Annotated in this window: 18 protein-coding genes; 6 read left to right on the plus strand and 12 right to left on the minus strand. The window is 61.0% G+C overall.

Annotation, left to right across the window (positions count from 1 at the left end; translation table 11 throughout):
- Positions 1 to 4: 4 nt before the first annotated feature.
- Positions 5 to 853, minus strand: coding sequence for a prephenate dehydratase (locus tag Q1K29_RS00740; RefSeq protein WP_350212245.1), 849 nt, complete (start codon positions 851 to 853; stop codon positions 5 to 7).
- Between the two features lie 252 nt (positions 854 to 1,105).
- On the opposite strand from Q1K29_RS00740, the gene Q1K29_RS00745 reads away from it, so the two are divergent.
- Positions 1,106 to 1,975, plus strand: a complete 870-nt coding sequence (locus tag Q1K29_RS00745; RefSeq protein WP_300390220.1) for a cytochrome c family protein — start codon at positions 1,106 to 1,108, stop codon at positions 1,973 to 1,975.
- 1 nt (position 1,976) lies between these two features.
- Here the strand turns inward: Q1K29_RS00745 and Q1K29_RS00750 are convergent, their stop codons facing one another.
- From Q1K29_RS00750 to hflK, 6 genes are all read right to left on the minus strand, one after another.
- Positions 1,977 to 2,828, minus strand: coding sequence for an NlpC/P60 family protein (locus Q1K29_RS00750; protein ID WP_300390223.1), 852 nt, complete (start codon positions 2,826 to 2,828; stop codon positions 1,977 to 1,979).
- A gap of 16 nt (positions 2,829 to 2,844) precedes the next feature.
- Entirely contained in the window at positions 2,845 to 3,219 is a 375-nt protein-coding gene (locus Q1K29_RS00755) for a MarR family transcriptional regulator (protein WP_300390225.1), read from the minus strand.
- 113 nt (positions 3,220 to 3,332) lie between these two features.
- A complete protein-coding gene (locus Q1K29_RS00760; RefSeq protein WP_300390227.1) occupies positions 3,333 to 4,796 on the minus strand; it encodes a Do family serine endopeptidase in 1,464 nt (487 codons plus the stop codon).
- Positions 4,797 to 4,871: 75 nt separating this feature from the next.
- Entirely contained in the window at positions 4,872 to 5,069 is a 198-nt protein-coding gene (locus tag Q1K29_RS00765) for a DUF2065 domain-containing protein (protein WP_300390230.1), read from the minus strand.
- 31 nt (positions 5,070 to 5,100) lie between these two features.
- Positions 5,101 to 5,997, minus strand: a complete 897-nt coding sequence (locus Q1K29_RS00770) for a protease modulator HflC (RefSeq protein ID WP_300390232.1) — start codon at positions 5,995 to 5,997, stop codon at positions 5,101 to 5,103.
- 2 nt (positions 5,998 to 5,999) lie between these two features.
- Positions 6,000 to 7,157 (minus strand): FtsH protease activity modulator HflK, encoded by a 1,158-nt coding sequence (gene hflK, locus Q1K29_RS00775; protein ID WP_300390235.1) that lies wholly within the window; start codon positions 7,155 to 7,157, stop codon positions 6,000 to 6,002.
- Positions 7,158 to 7,247: 90 nt separating this feature from the next.
- On the opposite strand from hflK, the gene Q1K29_RS00780 reads away from it, so the two are divergent.
- A complete protein-coding gene (locus Q1K29_RS00780; protein ID WP_300390238.1) occupies positions 7,248 to 8,420 on the plus strand; it encodes a P-loop NTPase in 1,173 nt (390 codons plus the stop codon).
- Here the strand turns inward: Q1K29_RS00780 and Q1K29_RS00785 are convergent.
- From Q1K29_RS00785 to Q1K29_RS00800, 4 genes are all read right to left on the minus strand, one after another.
- Positions 8,417 to 9,214, minus strand: coding sequence for a serine hydrolase domain-containing protein (locus tag Q1K29_RS00785; protein ID WP_300390241.1), 798 nt, complete (start codon positions 9,212 to 9,214; stop codon positions 8,417 to 8,419). The genes Q1K29_RS00780 and Q1K29_RS00785 overlap by 4 nt on opposite strands.
- Positions 9,215 to 9,273: 59 nt before the next feature.
- Positions 9,274 to 9,618, minus strand: a complete 345-nt coding sequence (locus Q1K29_RS00790) for a VOC family protein (protein ID WP_300390244.1) — start codon at positions 9,616 to 9,618, stop codon at positions 9,274 to 9,276.
- 61 nt (positions 9,619 to 9,679) lie between these two features.
- Positions 9,680 to 10,588: an SMP-30/gluconolactonase/LRE family protein gene (locus tag Q1K29_RS00795; protein ID WP_300390247.1), complete on the minus strand. Its 909-nt coding sequence runs from the start codon at positions 10,586 to 10,588 to the stop codon at positions 9,680 to 9,682.
- A 100-nt stretch (positions 10,589 to 10,688) separates the two neighbouring features.
- Positions 10,689 to 11,213 (minus strand): dihydrofolate reductase, encoded by a 525-nt coding sequence (locus Q1K29_RS00800; protein ID WP_300390250.1) that lies wholly within the window; start codon positions 11,211 to 11,213, stop codon positions 10,689 to 10,691.
- A 122-nt stretch (positions 11,214 to 11,335) separates the two neighbouring features.
- Here Q1K29_RS00800 and Q1K29_RS00805 point away from each other — a divergent pair, with 122 nt between their 5' ends.
- The 3 genes from Q1K29_RS00805 (at position 11,336) to Q1K29_RS00815 (ending at position 13,359) form a co-directional block, all read left to right on the plus strand.
- Entirely contained in the window at positions 11,336 to 12,049 is a 714-nt protein-coding gene (locus Q1K29_RS00805) for a VUT family protein (RefSeq protein WP_300390253.1), read from the plus strand.
- Between the two features lie 75 nt (positions 12,050 to 12,124).
- On the plus strand, positions 12,125 to 12,910 hold the full coding sequence (locus Q1K29_RS00810; protein WP_300390256.1) for an SDR family oxidoreductase: 786 nt from the start codon (positions 12,125 to 12,127) through the stop codon (positions 12,908 to 12,910).
- A 98-nt stretch (positions 12,911 to 13,008) separates the two neighbouring features.
- Positions 13,009 to 13,359, plus strand: a complete 351-nt coding sequence (locus Q1K29_RS00815; protein WP_300390259.1) for a carboxymuconolactone decarboxylase family protein — start codon at positions 13,009 to 13,011, stop codon at positions 13,357 to 13,359.
- A gap of 3 nt (positions 13,360 to 13,362) precedes the next feature.
- On the opposite strand, the gene Q1K29_RS00820 is transcribed toward Q1K29_RS00815, so the two are convergent.
- The gene (locus tag Q1K29_RS00820) at positions 13,363 to 14,157 is read right to left on the minus strand and encodes a thymidylate synthase (protein WP_300390261.1); all 795 of its coding nucleotides are present in this window, start codon (positions 14,155 to 14,157) and stop codon (positions 13,363 to 13,365) included.
- Positions 14,158 to 14,343: 186 nt separating this feature from the next.
- On the opposite strand from Q1K29_RS00820, the gene Q1K29_RS00825 reads away from it, so the two are divergent.
- The gene (locus Q1K29_RS00825) at positions 14,344 to 15,855 is read left to right on the plus strand and encodes a pilus assembly protein TadG-related protein (protein WP_300390263.1); all 1,512 of its coding nucleotides are present in this window, start codon (positions 14,344 to 14,346) and stop codon (positions 15,853 to 15,855) included.
- Positions 15,856 to 15,981: the final 126 nt, after the last annotated feature.

Genomic DNA, 15,981 nt, shown 5'->3' on the forward strand with positions numbered 1-15,981 from the left:
GCCCCTAACGCGCCGAGCGATACCGTTCCGGATGCGCCGGAAAGACGCCGATAATCTTCAGCGAGGTCGAGAAGAAGCCGAGCTCCTCAAGCGCGAGCTGGACGGAGCGCTCATCCGGGTGGCCCTCGATCTCGGCATAGAATTGCGTCGCGGTGAAAGAACCGTCGATCTGGTAGCTCTCCAGCTTCGTCATGTTGACGCCATTCGTGGCAAAGCCGCCCATCGCCTTGTAGAGCGCAGCCGGGATGTTGCGCACCTGGAACAGGAAGGCCGTCACGGTCCGCCCGTCCTCGGCGTCGTGTTCGACCGGATCGCGCGACATGATGACGAAACGCGTCGTATTATGGTCGGCGTCCTCGATATTGCGCGCCAGGATGTCGAGGCCATAGACCTCGGCGGCGAGCTCCGGCGCGATGGCGGCCACTGACGGATCGTCCTGCTCTGCGACAATGCGCGCAGCTCCGGCCGTATCAGCCGCGATCACCGGGTCGATGCCATGCTCGCGCAGGAAGCGGCGGCACTGGCCGAGCGCCATGATGTGGGAATGGGCGACCTTCACCTCACCGAGGCCCGTCCCCTTCAGCGCCATGAGCTGAAAGCGGATCGGCATGAAATGTTCGGCGATCATGTGCAGGCTGGTGCCCGGCAGCAGGTGGTGGATATCACCGACGCGGCCGGCAATCGTGTTCTCCACCGGGATCATGGCAAGGTCGGCATCGCCGCGCTCGACCATGGCGAGGACATCCTCGAAGGTCTTGCAGGCGACAGGCTCCATATCGGGATAGGTGTCCCGGCAGGCGATATGCGAATTCGCGCCTGCTTCGCCCTGATAGGCGATCCTGCCTGCCTTCATCTCGCTCATTCTCTACAGTCCCGTTTGTATTCTGGCCCCTTCGGGGCGCGCCAGCGCCATGCCATGCGCGACCGGGCCTGTCTTTTCAAGAGGCGATTCGGTCAGACCGGGCGTCGGGAGGTCCGCAGGGAGTGCGCCGTTTCGCCGCTATATCGCCCCGCGCATCGCTTGACGCATGCGGTTATATTGCCTCCGACTCGATAGCGTGCCAGAAGGCCCGCGTTAAAAGACAACCAAACAAGGATGATCCCGATGGGCGATCTCTTCTGGAACAAGGTGTTCGGCGCAATCCTGGCCGTCTTCCTTATCATCATGGGCCTTCAGACCCTGTCAGGCGCGCTTTTCTCCTCCGGCGGCGAAGGCGGCCATCATGGCGAGGAAGAACAGTCCCTGAATGACTGGGCCCACAGCCGGTTCGCCTATTACACCGAAATCGCCGAGACCGGTGGTGGCGCGGCAGAGGAAGAAGAGGTCTATGACCTCGGCGCCCTGCTGGCGAACGCAGACGCCAGCAATGGTGAGCGGTCCTTCAAGGCGAAGTGCTCCACCTGCCACACCATCGAACAGGGTGGCCCGAACGGTACCGGCCCGAACCTCTACGGCATCATCGGGGCCGAGCACGCTCACAAGTCAGATTTCGGATACTCGTCCGCCATGATGGCCACGGCTGGCGAGCCCTGGAATTACGAGAACATCGATCACTGGCTCGAAAACCCGTCCTCCTATATCCGCGGCACCTCGATGGCCTTTGCAGGCCTGCGCCGTGATGACGAGCGCGCTGACGTGATCGCCTATCTCGCTTCCATGACGCCAAACGCTCCGGCCTTCCCGGAGCCGCTGCCGGAAGAAGCGCCGGAAGCCGAAGGTGAAGACGGTGAGGCAACCGAAGCCTCTGCCGAGGGCGAAGAAGGCGGCGAAGCCGTCGAAGCGACCATCGAGCCGGGCGAAGCCTCCGATGCCCCGACCGAGGCCACGGGCGTGGTCGAGACCGTCGACGCGGTGGACGATGATGACTCTGTTGCTGAAGGCAATGTCAGCGAAGTCGAAATTGCACCCGATGCAGCGGTGCCGTCCGAAGACGCGTCTGACGAAGGCAACGCTGAAGCGACTGAAGACGAGTAGCTCAGCCGGCCTTGAGCCAGTCAGGCTCCACGCCTTTCATTGAAGACACATCAATGCGGCGGGCCCCTATGGGCTCGCCGTAAATTTTTGCAATCCGCTCAATTGCGCCGGCCAGAGGCTCCTTTGCCACGGCCATGTGATGGGCATTGGAATGCAGGAACATCTCCGCATCCAGCATGATGCCGACATGCCCCTTCCAGAAAACCAGGTCTCCGCGCTGCAGGGCGCCGGGCGTCTTCCAGTCCTCAATGGCCTGGCCGGACCAGGCAAACTGCATGTCGCTGTCACGCGGCAGGATCACGCCGCAGGCCAGGAAGGCGGCGCGCGTGAGGCCTGTACAATCCAGACCGAGGCTCTCGCAGCCGCCCCAGAGATAGGGTGCATGGAGGAAACGTTCGGCAACCGCTGCCGGGTCGGTCTCGAGACGGTCCACCGGCGCGACATGCTGCACCGGCACCCAGCCTGCGCGGTCGACGCGCACAAACTTTCCGTCCTCGCCTGTCACGGGCAACAGGCTGCCCATGGAAAGCATGAAGCGCGGCGCCGATTTCAGATGCGGCTCGGAATAGGCATAGGTCCGGAGGGCGGTGATCTTGTGTGTCGCGCGCAGCACCGGCGCCGAGAGCGCGTCCACAGGCGCCCAGCCAACATAGCGGTCGCGGTCCAGCTGCACGCGGGCGAAGCCGCCTTGTTCTTCAAACACTTTCAGCGTTTCGCCGTGCAGGGCCTGCGTGGCCAGCTCCGCATCAGCCTCCGGCGCATCGCGCACGGCCGCAACACCAGCGCTGACCTGCATGGGCACACCAGACAGATTGGCGGGCGCGGTCAGGCGGGGATCGTTGAACTCAGGCATGGCAGGTCTGACCTAATCATGCGGCTGCGGACTTGGCCACCGGGTCTACGCGGCCAATATCCTGCCCGCCATCGGCTGCGATGATGAAGGTGGAGAACTCCCGCAGCCAGGCCATGCCATCCGGTGTACGTTCGACGAACACGCTGCGCAGATCGTTCTCGTCGCGGCGGCGGCGCACAAAGCCCGCCTTTTCCAGCGTATCGAGCGCGCGCGTAACCGCCGGCTTGGCAAGGTTGAGATTGGCCGCAAGGCCGCGCACCGTATGGGGCCCGGCTTCCAGCGCAACGGTCATGAAGATCGCCTGCTGGCGCGCCGAGAGATCCAGTTCACAGGTGCGCACATAGGACGAAACTGCCCGGCGCCACAGCTCAAGGGACTGTCTCTCACTCATCGCCATGGCAGATTCTCCTTGTCTCGCGCAGATTCCGTTTGACTCAAGCGAATCAGAATCTGATTTGCGCAAAGGGTAAAGAGTCCCTTAATGCCCGCGATGTGGATAAGTATCTAGCGCTCTGTTTCCAGAGTGAAAAACATCGTCTGTCCGCCGCGCCAAACGCGCACGAGCAGGCTTTCGCCATCCGATATGGATTCCGGAGCGAGCGCCTCATAAGCGTCTTCCAGGCCGGAAATCTTCCCGAACGCCATCTCCGTGATGACGTCGCCCTTGCGCAGCTTGCCGAAGCTCGGCCCGTTCGCGGCGACCGAGTTCACGAGCACGCCATCCACGTCACGCGCGATGCCATAGCGCCGGCGGGCATCATCATCGATTTCCTTGAGCTCCGCACCAATCGGATTCTGCGCCAGCGCGTTTTCCGGCAGTGGCTCGCGCTCATCTTCCTGAGTGTTGGACTCAAGCTCACCGACCGTGAAGCTCACCGTGCGGCGCTTGCGGTCGCGCACAATGTCGACATCGACCGTCTTGCCGATATCTGTCTCCGCCACGACGCGCGACAGGCCGCGGACATTCTCGACCGCCTTGCCATCAAAGCTCAGCACAAGGTCGCCGACTTCGAAATCGGCCTTGGCCGCCGGGCCGTCACGGTCGATCGAGGTAATGATCACGCCCTTTGCCTCGTTCACGCCGTAGGCGTCGGCAATGCCCTGGTCGATGCCCTGCACGTTCACACCGAACCAGCCACGGCGCGGATGGCCATATTCGATGATCTGGGCTGACACCGAACTCACCAGGTTGGAAGGGATCGAGAAACCGAGACCGACCGAGCCGCCCGTTGGTGAGATGATGGCTGTGTTCACGCCGATCACTTCGCCATTCAGATTGAAGAGCGGGCCGCCGGAATTGCCCCGGTTGATAGCCGCATCGGTCTGGATGAAATCGTCATAGCGCCCGGACTGGATATCGCGGTTGCGCGCAGAAATAATGCCTGCAGAGACCGACCCGCCAAAGCCGAACGGATTGCCGATCGCCATCACCCAGTCACCCACTTCGGCGCCATCACTGTCGGCAAAATCGACATGCGGCAGCGGATCGTCGCTGGTCACTTTCAGCACGGCGACATCGGTTTCAGGATCGGTGCCGACCAGTTCGGCCTGCAGTGTACGGCCTGAATTGAAGACGACATTGATCTCGTCGGCATTCTCGATGACGTGATTGTTGGTGATGACCGTTCCGTCGGCGGAAATCAGGAAGCCGGAGCCGAGCGACCCCTCACGGCGGAAGCCATCAGGGTCACGGCCGAAGAACTCGTTGAACCGCTCCAGCGGCGAGCCGTCCGGGAACTCCGGCAGGCCCTCAGGCGCCACGGTCTGGCTCGTGGTGATGTTGACCACGGCCGGCATCAGCCGCTTGGCGAGCCTCGAGAAGGATTCCGGCGCCTGCTTCTGATCGATGACTGAGGTCGTGTCCGATAGCGAACTGTCGGACTGGGACTGGCGCTGGGCATAAGCGGGCGCGCTCATCAGAAGCAGCCCCGCACAGCCTGCAAGAATGCTCGTCCCGTAGCGTTTCATCATCGCACTCCGATTACCGATCACTGAGGATCTTTCGCACACAACTATGGCGGTTCGCAGGCAAAGCGCAACGCGTCAGAAAAAGCGGACTGCAGCATAGAAAAGGACAAGGCCGAGTATGGCCGACCAGATGCCGCCTGATCGGACACTTTCGATCGGGAGCCGCGACAGCCACTCGCCCATACGGCGCATGGTGTCCGGCGCAGCGGCATAAAAAATGCCCTCAATCGCGAACCAGAGTCCGATGGCGGCAAGGATGGTCTGCCATGACATGGCTTACACTCCCTTGCCGCCGATCCGTTTCCTAGCCCGGCGTCCCGTTGCGGCGCGCCTGCACGATGAAGTCATTGCAGAGCCCCATCTTGTCAGGCCCGACCACGATGCGCGTGCCTTCGGTGAAGGCCTGCTCGCAGGCGATAAGCGCCCGCTGGAAGCGGAAGAACTCTTCGTCGCGCTCATAGGCCTCGGCGTAGATTTCGTTCCGCTTGGCGTCACCTTCACCCCGGATTTGCTCCGACTTCTGGCGGGCTTCGGCGAGAAGGACGGTCCGCTGACGTTCCGCCGTGGCACGGACAAGCCGTGCACGTTCGTCGCCTTCGGCGCGGATCTGCTCGGCTTCCTGGTTCCGGGTCGCTTCCATACGGCGGAAAACGCGTTCGGACACATCATCCGGCAGGTCAGCCCGGCGGATCCGCACATCGATGATCTCGATGCCGCGGCCAGCGATATTGTTCGCCAGATTATCGCGGATCTCGTCCATCAGCTCGGACCGCTGGCCGGAAATGATGTCCTCCGGCAGGCGCGATGCAAGTGCGTTACGGATCGCCGCATTCGTGAAGTTGTCGAGCTGGCTGCGCGCCTCGCGTTCAGTGCCGAGACGCTGGTAGAAGGCCAGCGGGTCATCGATCTGCCAGCGCACGAAGGCGTCGACAATCAGCTGCTCCTGGTTGGACGCATAGGCTTCGATGTCCGTCACGTTCAGCCCGAGGTTCCGCCGGTCATAGGTCACGACGTTCTGGATCAGCGGGATCTTGAACTTCAAGCCCGCCTCATCCGAGCCCGGCTCGTTATAGGCTTCGACCGCACGGCCCACCTGCAGCAGGAGCGCCTGACGACGCTGGTCGACGATGAAGAATGAATTGAATGCGATGATGACGATGATCACGATCGCAACGAGGCCGAGAATACCAATAGATCTCATGACTAGTTCCCCTGCCCGGTTGTTCTGCGGTTCATTTCTTCCAGCGGCAGATAAGGCACTGCGCCGGAATCACTGTCGAGAATCAGCTTGTCGCTGCGGTTCAGGATTCGCTCCATTGTTTCGAGATACATCCGCTCGCGGGTCACCCGCGGAGCTTGCTGATACTCATCGAGGATCTGCGTGAAGCGGCTTGCCTGACCCGTCGCGTCGGCGATCACCTGTTCGCGATAGGCTTCGGCGTCCTGCAGGATCTGCTGGGCTGCACCACGAGCACGCGGGATGATGTCATTGGCGTACTTGTTGGCTTCCTGAACGGCCCGTTCGGCATCCTGGCCGGCGTTCACCACGTCAATAAAGGCCGGGCGCACCGGGGCGGGCGCCTGGGCTTCCTGGATCTCGACGTTGAGGATCTGCACACCGGCACGATAGTCGTTCAGCAGGGCTTCGAGTTGCGACCGCACCTCGTTCTGCAGCTCGCCACGGCCTGTGGTGATGATGTCGTCGAGATTGGATTTGCCGACCACTTCCCGCATCACCGATTCGGCGGCCGCTTTCACAAGCTCTCCGCCTTCCTCGACGTTGAGGATGAAGTTTTCCGGGTCTTCCTCGTCATAATACCAGAAGACGCGGAACTGGACGTCGACGATATTCTCGTCGCCGGTCAGCATCAGCCGCTCGTCATTGTCATTGCCGATCTGCGTCACCTGCTGGCGCTCGGACGGCATGATTTCATGCGTCTCGATGGGCGTCGGCAGGTGGACGTGCAGGCCCGGCGGGAAGTTTTTCTGCCATTCGCCGAAGCGGAACACGGCTGCGCGCTCGCCTTCGTCGACGACCACAACGCCGGTAGCCAGCCACGCGATCACAGCAGCAAGGCCGAGCACGGCGAAACCGAACGGGCCAAAGCCCGAACCGCCGCCACCGCGTCCTCCGCCGCCGCCTGAGCCGCGACCTTTACGGAAGCGCTCCTGCATGCGGCGCATCTGTTCTTCAAGGTCAGGGCGGTTGCCACCGCCACCACCGCTGCCACCAGAGCCTCCGGGTCCGCCGGAACCACCCGGGCGGGACCAGGGCGATTCACCGCCCTTCTTGCCGGAACCCCACGGGCTGCCATTCCCCTTGGACGAACCCTCGCCGTCCTTGTTTTCATTCCAGGGCATTGCCCCTCCTTCATGACTGTCCGTCTATGGCCATATAGGCATTGCGGAGATATGTGCACCCCAAGCCGCTCGCATCAAGGAGTAACCCGCATGTTTCGTGGCAAGCCGCGACAATCCGACAAGCTTGAGACCGCCATCCGGCGCGCGCTCGGTGACCCGGCCTGGCTGCAGGCTGTCCGTATAAAGGACGGTGGAGCCGTGACCCTGATCATCGAAGCCGATCCCTCCAACATGGAAGAATCGGAGACCCGCCGGGTCGAGGCAGAGGCCCGCGTAATGAATGTGAAGGGCGTCAGCGATGTGCGCGCCATGCTGACGGCGGAACGCCCGCCGGGTCAGCATGAGCACCAGCACGCCGAAGCCCCGCCGCGCCCTGGCAGCCAGCGCGTGCGCAAGGGCGCGCGACTGTCTGAAGAAGCGATCTCGCAGGGCCAGCCCGGCCAGCCCACCGCCGACAAGGTGCCCGGCATTTCGCGTATCCTCGTCGTCGCGAGCGCCAAGGGCGGCGTCGGCAAATCCACCGTGGCGGTGAACCTCGCAGCCGCTTTCGCAAAGCTTGGCCTCAAGACCGGCCTGCTCGATGCCGATATCTACGGCCCCAGCGCGCCGACAATGCTCGGCACCAGCGATGCGCAACCGGAAACCGATGCCAATGGCAAGCTGATCCCGGTCGAGGCGCATGGCATCCACTCGCTCTCCATCGGCTACCTGTCGGATCCGGACGCCCCGATGATCTGGCGCGGGCCCATCGTCATGTCGGCAATCACGCAGATGCTGAACGATGCCGCCTGGGGCACACCGGAAGACCCGCTCGACCTGCTCATAATCGACACCCCGCCGGGCACGGGCGATGCGCAGCTGACGATTGCCCAGCGCGTCCCGGTGACGGCCGCTGTGCTTGTCACCACGCCGCAGGAAGTCGCCCTTGCCGATGTGCGTCGGGGCGCGGCCATGTTCGCCAAGACCGCCGTTCCCGTCCTTGGCGTGATCGAGACGATGAGCTGGTTCGAGGATCCGGCCGGCAACCGGCACTATCTGATGGGCGAAGGCGGCGGGCAGAAAACCGCTGACACACTCGGCCTGCCCCTGCTCGGCCAGCTGCCGATCCTGAACGAGATCCGTGAGGGCGGCGACACCGGCAAGCCCGCAGCGTCGACTGGCGGGAAATCCGCAGACCTCTTCCACGAGATCGCCCGCTCCGTCGCGCTCAATCTCGACAGCCTGCAGACCAAGGCCCCGCCGAAGATTGTGTTTGAGGACTAGTCTTCACCGCCGAAATACTGCGCGGCCAGCGTCGCGGCGAGGCCGATCATATTCTCGTAGCCGACCGTATTGTTGTTAAGGATGACAATGGCGCCGTCCTCTTCCGGCAACAGCATGATCAGGCTGAGATAGCCGATCAGGCGGCCATTATAATAGGTGACACCGACGGTCCGGTCGTCCGTCACGGGAAGCTCCGCCACGCTCCAGGCGATGGGCGTGTCGGCATTGAAGGCTTCTGCCGCGGCAGCGTCGGAATAGATTTCGCTGTCGTTGATGGCCTCTCCCCAGGCTTTCAGATCGTCAGCGGTCGAGACCATGGAGGCCGTGCCGCGGAACAAGGCCGGGTTCACGACGGGGATGACCTCATAGGTGCCCTCATCATTTTTCAGGTAATTTACAGCGATGCCGTCTGCGTCCCGGTAAAGTTGGCCGGTCGCGGTCATGCCAAGCGGATCGAGGATTTGCGCCTGCAAATAAGTCTCGTAGTCCATGCCGGAATATCCGTCGATCACGAGCGCCAGAAGATAGTAATTTACGTTGGAGTACAGATAATCCTCACCGGGCGGGAATTTCAGTTCCAGCTGTTCCAGCGTGTCCATGAAGGACTGATCTGTGAAGGCGCGCTTCACGTCATTGTCGAACCAGCCGGGGATGTCGATATAGTGTGGAATGCCGGACCGGTTCTGCAGCAGGTGGCGCAGTGTGACATTACCCGCATAGGGCACGTCGAAGTCCGGCAGCAGGTCTTCCAGTGTCTGATCGAGATCGAGCTTTCCATCATCCACCAGTTTCACTCAATCTCAAGAGTCCGCGGACCAAGGCCCCGCCGGACATCGTGTTTGAGGATTAGGCGCTAGGGCACTTTCGGCGCGTCGCCATCCATTTCGACAAGGCCCATGCGATTGCCGGCCGGGTCCTTGAAGAGGCCGAGGATAACCATGCCCGGCACTTCGAAACGCGGCACGTCGATAGTCCCGCCTGCAGCGACAATATCCTCCAGCGCTTTCGTCAGATCCGGTACACCGACATAGAGCATCTTCTCTGCCGGATCGGGACGGATCGTTCCCTCGATCGGCGCAGTGACCGGGACGGTGAAGTTCTCGCCCTCCGTCGGCCAGTCAAAGACGGATTTGTAAAAGCCGCGCAATGCGTCCGAATCGGGCGCCGCGATGTCGAAGAAGACGATTGGTGCTGCCATGTGCCGCTCCCCCTGCTTGCATGCAGAGAGTTAAGCGCATGGCGCGCACTATCGGAAGGCTTCAGGCATTGAAATTGAGCGTCAGGCCCGGCTCCGGCCAGCGGCATTTGATCAGCTTGCCGGTGCCCGACAGGGTGACATAGGCGTCCATCATGTCCTCGCCGCCAAAGGCAATATTGGTCACGAACGGGTCGGGGAAGGCGATGTGGGAATGCTTGCCGTACGGCTGCACCGTCGTGATCCCGCCTTGCAGGATGGTCGCCACGCAAACATTGCCGGCCGCCGAGATGGCGAGGCTGTCGAAATAGCGAAGGTCCGGCATGCCCGCGACGACCCGGCCCGTGCTGAACGGCCCTGCCTGTTTCGGCTTGCCGGGGCTTTCGAGATCATAGGCCCAGACTCGCGCTGTCATCGTGTCGGCGAAATAGACCGTCTCCTCGTCCGGCGAGAGGCCAATGCCGTTCGGCGAGATATGGTTGTAGTCGAATTCCTGCACCTTGTCGGAGCCTGCCGGCAGAAAATACAGCCCGCCGGTGTCGCGGTGGGTGGCGTACGACTTGCCGAGATCGGTGAAATAGAGATTTCCCGCCTTGTCGAAGACGAGATCGTTCGGCCCCATCAAGGGGCGCTCGCCGCAATGGGTGGCGATGACCTCGACCTTGCCGGATGAGAGATCGACCCGCTCGATGCGCCCGCCGGAATAGTCCTCAGGGGCATGGCCGGGGATGAGCAGGCCGTCGCGTTCATGATAGACGAAGCCGCCATTGTTGCAGACCCAGAGCGCGCCGTCCGGCCCGATGGCGAGCCCGTTCGGCCCGCCGCCCGGCTCTGCGATGACTTCCTTTTTGCCGTCACCCCAGCAGCGCGTGATCTTCTTGCTCTCGATCTCCACGACGATGACCGAGCCGTCCGCCATAACGACCGGCCCCTCAGGAAACCGCAATCCTTCCGCGAAGACCTCGAAATCCATCTATCCACTCCCTGTGTGCCTGTTCTGGTTATGGGAGGAACAGTGTCGCGGCGCCTGCCGGCTTTCAAGGCGCGCCGTCGGGGAAGGCAGACGCCAGCGTCTACCCCGCCACCCGCTCCAGCACGCGCAGCTTGAAGGCGTGGTCGTTGCGCTCATTCTTCTCGAAGGGCTTGGTCGCCACTTCGCGGAAGGCGGATTCATCAAATGACGGAAAGACGGTGTCGCCCTCGACGTCTGCATCGATCTCGCTGATGTAGAGGACGTCCGTCATCGGAAGGGCGCGCCGGTAGAGCGACTCGCCGCCAATGATGAAAACCTCATTCTCACCATCGCGCGCGGCAATCGCTTTTGCGGAATTGATCGCGGCATTGAGATTGGAATAGACCCGCGCGCCCTCGGCAGCGTAGGCCCAGTCCCGCGTAATGACGATATTCTGGCGGCCGGGCAGCGGCTTCTTCGGAAGGCTCTCCCAGGTGTGACGGCCCATGATGATCGGCTTGCCGCTTGTCGTCTGCTTGAAAAGCGCCAGATCATCAGCAAGTTTCCATGGAAGACCGCCATCCCTGCCGATAACCCCATTGCGCGATCGTGCCACAATGATCGACAGCTTGACCGGTTCTTCCATCTGCTTGCCTTTCGCCTTTGTGCGTTTTTTATTGCACTTGATCTAGGTTATGCGCACGTTTGTAGAGGCCCAAACATGGCTGGATCAATAGAAACAGTTACAGTCGAGAAAAGATTCAACCCATGATGGATCTCTGGAACAGCCTGCTCGGCGCAATATTCAACAATAAACAAGACAATTCGCTTCTGGTTGCTTTTGTGACCATTGGCCTGGTTGTGACATTTTCTCTCATATACTATTTCAAGGGTCGTTTCTGGGCATTTTTATACTTTCTCACCATCCCTTTTCTGAACTGGTCATTTGGCGTCGTCAGCAGCATCAGGCTTGTTGAGCCCGGTGGTTTCTTTGCCCAAGGGGTCGAACTTCATCCACTGACCATCGTAACAGGTCTCGTCTTTGTTTTCCGTGACTTCGTGCAGCGGCGTATGGGGCATCGTGTCCTGATCGTCATGGCGCTCGCCATCGCCTGGTCGTTTTTCTACGCTTGGCCAGTTATTGCCCTGGCCTCCGGCATTGCTTTCGCGATTTCCGAGATCATCGACTGGTTGATCTTCACCTTCACGAAATACCGCCTGTCCACGCGAATCATTCTCTCCAGCGCCGTCGCCGCGCCCGTAGATACGACAATTTTCCTCTACGGCGCCGATCTTGCCCGGCAGATAAAGCTCGGCGACGAGCCGGGCAACATGCTGCATTTTGCCAACTGGATCGTCTTCATTATCGGCAAGATGGTTGGCGCGGTGATCATCTCATACATGATCCGCCAGCGGGAGAAGGCCGGCGAGATCGATCCGTATGACGATGACGGCTTCACACCCGCCACCGTCAAAAGCTGACCCGACGACAGTGCTTCCGCCCATCGCGCCTGCCGCCTAATTATTCAGGCAGACAAGATTTAAGGGAGGACACTTATGAAACTCGGTTCCGATACACCTGCCGTCGTCACAGGCGGTGCATCCGGCCTCGGCCGCGCCACCGCAGAAGCGCTCGCGGAGCAAGGCGTGAAAGTCGCCATCTTCGACATCCAGGAAGAGAAAGGCGAAGAGGTTGCCAAATCCATCGGCGGCATCTTCTGCAAGGTCGACATCCTCGACGAGGCATCCTGCGAGGCCGGTTTCGAGAAGGCGCGCGAAGCCCACGGCCAGGAGCGGGTTACCGTCCACTGCGCCATGACCTCCGGACGCGGCAAGACGCTGTCCTTCGACAAGGAGACGATGAAGTACAAGCGCACGCCGACCGAGATGTATGATCGCGGGGCGCAGGGCATTCTTGTGTCGTCTTACCGGATCGCGTCGATGTCGGCCCTCGGCATGGCGAACTCCGAGCCGGTCAATGATGATGGCGAGCGCGGCTCGATCACGCTGACCGCGTCTGTCGCTGCACAGGACGCGCAGATCGGTCAGGTGATCTATGGCTCCTGCAAGGCTGGCGTGAACGGTCTCGTCCTGCCCATGGCGCGTGACCTGATGGACATCGGCATCCGCGTGAACTCGATCATGCCGGGCATCTTCGCGACGCCGCTGATGCTCGGGGCTCCGGACAAGGTGCTCGACAGCCTTGCCGCGTCGGTGCCCTTCCCCAAACGTCTCGGCAAGCCGGAGGAGTTCGGGTCGCTCGCCGTCGAGATTGCCCGCAATACCTATCTCAACGGCCATAATTTCCGCCTCGACGGGTCCATCCGCATGGCGCCGCGCTGAGATTTTCGGGCCGGCGTTTCCGTATTTCCCCTTATGGCTTCCCGTGCGCTCAGCCTTGAGATGAGCGGGAAGCCAAGACAGGAAAAAGGAACCGGCCCATGGCAACGGCAAAGAAAGACTATGCAGCGATCACCGACGGGGTGAATGAAGGCCTCGCGGGCCTGCGCGAAAAGGCCGGCGACACGCTGGCGGCCTTCGGTGGCCTGTCAAAGGCGGCCAATGGCGATGGCGCGATTGATCACAAGACCAAGGAACTGATCGCGCTGGCCATTGGTGTCGCCAAACAGTGCGACGCCTGCATCGGCTTTCATACGAAGACCCTGAAGAAGCTCGGCGCAACCGACGAGGAAGTCGCCGATACGCTGGGGGTCTGTGTTTATATGGGTGGCGGCCCTTCGCTGATGTATGCCGCCGATGCCTGGACGGCGTGGACGCAGCTCAAAGGCTGATCCTCAGACTGCGACGGGGGCCTTGATGTGCTTGTGGGCCTCGTAGCCCACAAGTTCAAAGTCCTCATACGCCCAGGAGAAGAGATCGGTCTTGTCGGGGTTGAGGATCATTTTCGGGGGGGCCAGCGGCTCACGCGTGAGCTGCAGCTTCGCCTGCTCGATATGGTTCGAGTAGAGATGCGCGTCGCCCAGCGTATGAACGAACTCGCCCGGCTTGAGGCCCGTCGCGCGCGCCATCATCAGCGTCAGCAGCGCATAGGACGCGATGTTGAACGGCACGCCAAGGAAGATATCGGCGGAACGCTGGTAGAGCTGGCAGCTGAGCTTTCCGTCGGCCACGAAGAACTGGAACAGGCAGTGGCATGGCGGCAGCGCCATCTCGTTCACATCCGCCGGGTTCCAGGCCGAAACGACAAGGCGGCGCGAATTCGGATTGGTCCTGATCTCGTTCAGCACCCATTCGATCTGGTCGATGACCCGCCCGTCAGGGGCCGCCCATGAGCGCCACTGCTTGCCATAAACCGGCCCAAGGTCGCCATTCTCGTCGGCCCACTCATCCCAGATGGAGACCCCGTTTTCCTCGAGATAGGCAATATTGGTATCGCCTTTCAGGAACCACAGAAGCTCGATGATGATCGAGCGCAGATGCAGCTTCTTCGTCGTGAGCAGCGGGAAACTGTCGGACAGGTCGAACCGCATCTGCCGGCCAAACACGCCGAGCGTGCCGGTGCCGGTGCGGTCATCCCGCTCGATACCGTTGTCGAGGACATCCTGGAGAAGGTCGAGATACTGGCGCATGACGGCGATTATTCTGCCGAGTCTCTGCAGCCTGTCCAGCGTCTGAGGCCAGTGATTACACAGCTTGTGAGCTGTTAACCGAAGGTAACCGGCAAGCCGGAAGTTGCCGCGATCACCCAAATCGGAAAGCAACTATGTTGCGCTACGGTCATGATCGAATTCTCATGGTCCGGAGCCCTGAATACTATGACACGCCTGAAAAGAGCCACAAGTTTCAAATCCGAAGAACGCGGCAATGTCGCGATGATCTTCGCAATTACCCTTGTACCGCTGCTGGTCGTCGCAGGCTTTGCCATTGATGCGCAGCTTGCCTTCTCGAAGAAGGACAAGATCCAGTATGCGATCGACTCGGCCGTCCTGGCCGGCGCGCGCATGATGCAAAGCACGAATGACGAAGACGTGGTTCGCAAGCACGCCCGCGACTATTTCGAAGCGATCATGGCGAACGAGGACCAGAACCTCGATTGCGACACCCTGAACATCATCTTTTCAGGGCCTGAAGAGCTGACAGGGAATGTGACCTGTCACCAGCCGACGACGCTGATGCGTATTGTCGGCCATGATAATGTCGATATCGGCTCATCCAGCACCGCCACCTACGGCACCGGCCGGGTCGATGTCGCTTTCGTCTTCGATGTTTCCGGTTCCATGAACAATTACGGACGCATCTATGACCTGAAGGACGCGGCCAAGGAGGCAGCTGAAACGCTGCTGCCACAGCCCGGTTCGGCCAGTGACGGCGACGTACGCATCGCCATGGTCGCCTATAACAGCATGATCAATGCCGACAAATATTTCGAAGAGGTCACGGGCCTGGAAAAACGCCGCACCTATCAGGGCGAGGACCATTACGAACAGGACGCCTCCAAGAATAAAAAAGGGGCCGAGGAAAAGTGTGACTGGGTTTGCACATCACGCTGGGGCTGCTGGGGCCGCTGGGGCATGGAATACAAATGCAGATGGGTCGTCGGAGAAACCGACACGCAGGAAAAGACGATTAACGACACATGCGTCTATGAACGCGATGGCGATCACGCGTTCGACAATACCCAACCGACGCAGCTGGCACAGTGGGACCTGATCCGCGAACCGGAGTCCGGAGCCTTCAATGCGAGCGAAGACGAAGACAATGAAGACGGCTTTCTCGCGGCCAGCCATACCGAGTGGAGAGACAGCAACGATCAAGGGAAGGGCGGCAGCTGGGACGATACTGGCGTCGGCGAATGCCCGGATGCAGGCCCCTTCGGCCTCAGCCATAACCGGACACAGATCAACCACTATATCGACAGTCTCCGCGCTGGCGGCGGTACCGCTGGCCACCAGGGCATCGCCTGGGGCTGGTATCTGATCTCGCATGAGTGGAGAGATGTCTTCACCGGCAATTCCGAACCGCTCGATCCAAGCGAACCGGATGTCGTGAAGGCGATGATCATGATGACGGATGGTGAGTTCAACCGGCAGTTCTTCAACAGCCAGGGTTCCTCCGACGATCAGGCCGAAGCGCTTTGTGATGCGATCAAGGATGATGACGTGATCATCTACACTGTCGCCTTCCAGGCGCCGCCCGCCGGCAAGGAGATCCTGCGCAACTGCGCCTCCGGCCCGGAATTCTACTTCAATGCCGAAAACGGCCAGGAGCTTGTCGAAAGCTATAATGCGATCGCGACATCCATCTCGGATCTGCGCATCTCCCACTAGCAATCCGAGGAAGACAACCGAAGGGCCGGACAGGGTTAATCAGCCCCTGTCCGGCCCTTCTCAATTTGACCGCCTGTCTGAACACAGTGGAAATCCGATTCCTGCCACACTCACGCTGACCTCGAA

Source organism: Henriciella sp. (assembly GCF_029937755.1).
Taxonomy (GTDB): domain Bacteria; phylum Pseudomonadota; class Alphaproteobacteria; order Caulobacterales; family Hyphomonadaceae; genus Henriciella.

Bases quoted from the DNA above. Each gene is read 5' to 3' on its own strand.
- Q1K29_RS00760 (WP_300390227.1), bottom strand. From the start codon at position 4,796: ATGAAACGCTACGGGACGAGCATTCTTGCAGGCTGTGCGGGGCTGCTT.
- Q1K29_RS00750 (WP_300390223.1), bottom strand. From the start codon at position 2,828: ATGCCTGAGTTCAACGATCCCCGCCTGACCGCGCCCGCCAATCTGTCT.
- Q1K29_RS00790 (WP_300390244.1), bottom strand. From the start codon at position 9,618: ATGGCAGCACCAATCGTCTTCTTCGACATCGCGGCGCCCGATTCGGAC.
- Q1K29_RS00825 (WP_300390263.1), top strand. From the start codon at position 14,344: ATGACACGCCTGAAAAGAGCCACAAGTTTCAAATCCGAAGAACGCGGC.
- Q1K29_RS00805 (WP_300390253.1), top strand. From the start codon at position 11,336: ATGATGGATCTCTGGAACAGCCTGCTCGGCGCAATATTCAACAATAAA.
- Q1K29_RS00795 (WP_300390247.1), bottom strand. From the start codon at position 10,588: ATGGATTTCGAGGTCTTCGCGGAAGGATTGCGGTTTCCTGAGGGGCCG.
- Q1K29_RS00745 (WP_300390220.1), top strand. From the start codon at position 1,106: ATGGGCGATCTCTTCTGGAACAAGGTGTTCGGCGCAATCCTGGCCGTC.
- Q1K29_RS00800 (WP_300390250.1), bottom strand. From the start codon at position 11,213: ATGGAAGAACCGGTCAAGCTGTCGATCATTGTGGCACGATCGCGCAAT.
- Q1K29_RS00820 (WP_300390261.1), bottom strand. From the start codon at position 14,157: ATGCGCCAGTATCTCGACCTTCTCCAGGATGTCCTCGACAACGGTATC.
- Q1K29_RS00770 (WP_300390232.1), bottom strand. From the start codon at position 5,997: ATGAGATCTATTGGTATTCTCGGCCTCGTTGCGATCGTGATCATCGTC.
- Q1K29_RS00740 (WP_350212245.1), bottom strand. From the start codon at position 853: ATGAAGGCAGGCAGGATCGCCTATCAGGGCGAAGCAGGCGCGAATTCG.
- Q1K29_RS00810 (WP_300390256.1), top strand. From the start codon at position 12,125: ATGAAACTCGGTTCCGATACACCTGCCGTCGTCACAGGCGGTGCATCC.
- Q1K29_RS00765 (WP_300390230.1), bottom strand. From the start codon at position 5,069: ATGTCATGGCAGACCATCCTTGCCGCCATCGGACTCTGGTTCGCGATT.
- Q1K29_RS00755 (WP_300390225.1), bottom strand. From the start codon at position 3,219: ATGAGTGAGAGACAGTCCCTTGAGCTGTGGCGCCGGGCAGTTTCGTCC.
- hflK (WP_300390235.1), bottom strand. From the start codon at position 7,157: ATGCCCTGGAATGAAAACAAGGACGGCGAGGGTTCGTCCAAGGGGAAT.
- Q1K29_RS00815 (WP_300390259.1), top strand. From the start codon at position 13,009: ATGGCAACGGCAAAGAAAGACTATGCAGCGATCACCGACGGGGTGAAT.
- Q1K29_RS00780 (WP_300390238.1), top strand. From the start codon at position 7,248: ATGTTTCGTGGCAAGCCGCGACAATCCGACAAGCTTGAGACCGCCATC.